3 protein-coding genes are annotated in these 2,937 nt (G+C 26.6%); 2 read left to right on the forward strand and 1 reads right to left on the reverse strand.

The genetic code is table 11. The features are described 5' to 3' along the window. Positions 1 to 296: 296 nt before the first annotated feature. Positions 297 to 506, forward strand: coding sequence for a DUF896 domain-containing protein (locus G3997_RS01785; RefSeq protein ID WP_296647150.1), 210 nt, complete (start codon positions 297 to 299; stop codon positions 504 to 506). Between the two features lie 21 nt (positions 507 to 527). Then, entirely contained in the window at positions 528 to 1,922 is a 1,395-nt protein-coding gene (locus G3997_RS01790) for an aminopeptidase (protein WP_296647152.1), read from the forward strand. A 26-nt stretch (positions 1,923 to 1,948) separates the two neighbouring features. On the opposite strand, the gene G3997_RS01795 is transcribed toward G3997_RS01790, so the two are convergent. Next, complete coding sequence (locus G3997_RS01795) at positions 1,949 to 2,854, reverse strand: selenium metabolism-associated LysR family transcriptional regulator (RefSeq protein ID WP_296647155.1); 906 nt, start codon at positions 2,852 to 2,854, stop codon at positions 1,949 to 1,951. Positions 2,855 to 2,937: the final 83 nt, after the last annotated feature.

Genomic DNA, 2,937 nt, shown 5'->3' on the forward strand with positions numbered 1-2,937 from the left:
TATTTCCCATTTTTATAAAAATTTTGGTATTATATATACATACTACAATCAATAAAYATAAATATAACCATCAACAAATCAATGTATACATAAAGTTATAAAAGAATAATTTGATATATTTTTAGAGTAAATATAGTAAATCAAAGTATACAAGAATTAGAAAAGGGAATATCTATAATAAGAAATAATATAGATTTACCATATAGCAATATAAATTTAATAATAAGATTAATATATTGCTTTACTAAATAAATAAGAAAGGAGAATACTCAATATAAATTGAGTATGATAAATATATGTTTGATCAAAAAAAATTAGATAGAATAAATGAATTAGCAAAGAAAAATAAATCAGAAGGATTAACACCTGAAGAATTAGTAGAGAGAGAAGCTTTAAGAAAAGAATATTTAGAACATTTTAGATCACACTTTAAATCAAGATTAGAAAATATAAAAGTAGTTTCTCCAGAGGAATACGAACAAGAAATGAAGAATAAAAAGAATTAAATATAAAAAAGGAGGGGTAAAATGAAACTAAAGTATGAAGCTAAAAATGCTTGGGAATTTGAGAGAACTAACAATAACTTAGAGGATGTAATGAATTATTCAAAAGAATATATGAAGTTTTTAGATATTGGAAAAACAGAGAGAACATCAGCTAGGGAAATTGTAAGAATAGCTCAGGAAAATGGATACATATCAATAGATGAAGCTATAAAAAATGGTAAAGTAAATCCAGGTGATAAAATTTATGCGGTAAATAAAGATAAGGCTGTTGCTCTATTTGTAATGGGGAAAAATAAATTAGAAGATGGGATGAAAATAATAGGAGGTCATATAGATGCTCCAAGAATAGATTTAAAACCACATCCATTATATCAAGAAGCTAATTTGGGATTCTTTAAAACTCATTATTATGGCGGTATAAAAAAATATCAATGGTCTACAATACCACTTGCTATACATGGATTAGTAGTATTAAATGATGGTCAAAAAGTAAATATTTGTATAGGCGAAGATGATAATGATCCAGTATTTTGCATAACCGATTTATTACCACATTTAGCACAACATCAAATGCAAAAGAAACTTTCAGAAGGTATAACTGGAGAGCAATTAAATTTATTAATTGGAAGTATGCCACTAGAAGGTGCAGAAAAAGAAGCAATAGAAGAAAATATATTAGCTATATTAAACTCTAAATACGGAATAATAGAAGAAGATTTATTAAGTGCAGAAATAGAAATAGTACCAGCAGGAAAATCTAGAGATCTAGGACTTGATAGATCTATGATTTTAGCATATGGACATGATGATAGAGTTTGTTCATATGGAGCTGTTAAAGCTTTAATAGATATTGAAAATCCTAAATATTGTGCTGTTGCTTTATGTGTAGATAAAGAAGAAGTTGGATCTCAAGGTAACACAGGTATGCATTCAAAATTCTTTGAAAATACTGTAGCTGAACTTATAGATTTAGAAGGGCAATACTCAGACTTAAAAACAAGAAGAGCTATGGCAAATTCAAAAGTATTATCTGCAGATGTTTCAGCAGGTTATGATCCAAATTATGCTGATGCATATGATAAGAGAAACTCAGCGTATATGGGACATGGAGTAGTATTAAGTAAATATACAGGCTCTAGAGGTAAAGGCGGATGTAATGATGCTAATGCTGAATTTATGGCAGAAGTAAGAAGAATATTTAATCAAGGTAATGTAGTATGGCAAACAGCAGAGCTTGGAAAAGTTGACCAAGGCGGTGGTGGAACAATAGCGTATATACTAGCAAATTACGGAGCAGAAGTTATAGACTGTGGAGTTGGAGTATTAAATATGCACTCACCATATGAAGTAGTTTCAAAAGTAGATATATATGAAATGTATAAAGGATATAAGGCATTCTTTACGATAAATCTGTAATAAAATAAAAAAATAGACTTTTAAGTCTATTTTTTTATATGAAAATATTCGTATAAACTATTTAAAAATTTATCTTCTAATGGATTAAATACTTTCTTTTTAGAATATATAAAATAAAACTTTCTAGAAAAGCTAATATTTTTTATCCTGTAGTATTTAATCTCATTAGACTTTACATAGTCTTTTATAGAATTATATGATACAAAAGAAACACCTAATCCTATTTTAACCATTTCTTTTATTGTCTCATTGGATTCAACATATGCAAGTATGTCTAAATTATCAATATTAAAGTTATTTTCTTTTAATATATTAAAGGTTAAGTTCTTAGTTCCAGAACCATCTTTTCTCATTATAAACCTAAGATTATCAAGTTCTTTTATGTCTATATAACCATTTTCATTATCTATGTTTAAGTTAAGTGGAGCTATAAGGACTAGTTCATCACTTAATATATCTATATATTCTATTTGAGAATTAAAAGTTTTTGAGCCTATAAAACCAAAGTTTACTCTTTCATTTAATACTTCTGAAATAGCATATTGAGAATCATAGTGGCTTATGCTGAATTTTACATTAGGATATTTATCAGAAAATGATTTAATAAAGCTAGGTAAAATATAAGTTTCAGGTATTGAGCTAGAAGCTATATCTATAATTCCTTCTATATTACCTGAATATTCCTTTATATCATATATAGCTTTTTTACAGTTGTTTAATATAGAAATTGCATTATCATAAAGTATTTCTCCAGATTTGGTCAATGTTATACATTTATTATTTCTATTAAATAAAACAGTATCCAATTCTTTTTCTAAGTTTTGGATATGTGAACTTATTGTGGGCTGAGTTAAAAATAACTCACGTGCAGCTTTTGAAAAACTTCCATATTTAGCAACAGAAACAAATGCCTCAAGTTGTTTAAAGTCCATTATAAACCTCCATTAATAAATATTATACAATCTATTATATAGTAATAAAGTTTAATAGAGGATAAATATATTCAAAATAATAA

It is taken from the genome of Romboutsia sp. 13368, from assembly GCF_018336475.1.
Taxonomy (GTDB): Bacteria; Bacillota; Clostridia; order Peptostreptococcales; family Peptostreptococcaceae; genus Romboutsia.

What these genes read in the sequence shown, in the direction of transcription:
- G3997_RS01785 (WP_296647150.1), top strand. Translation starts at nt 297, where the DNA reads ATGTTTGATCAAAAAAAATTAGATAGAATAAATGAATTAGCAAAGAAA.
- G3997_RS01790 (WP_296647152.1), top strand. Translation starts at nt 528, where the DNA reads ATGAAACTAAAGTATGAAGCTAAAAATGCTTGGGAATTTGAGAGAACT.
- G3997_RS01795 (WP_296647155.1), bottom strand. Translation starts at nt 2,854, where the DNA reads ATGGACTTTAAACAACTTGAGGCATTTGTTTCTGTTGCTAAATATGGA.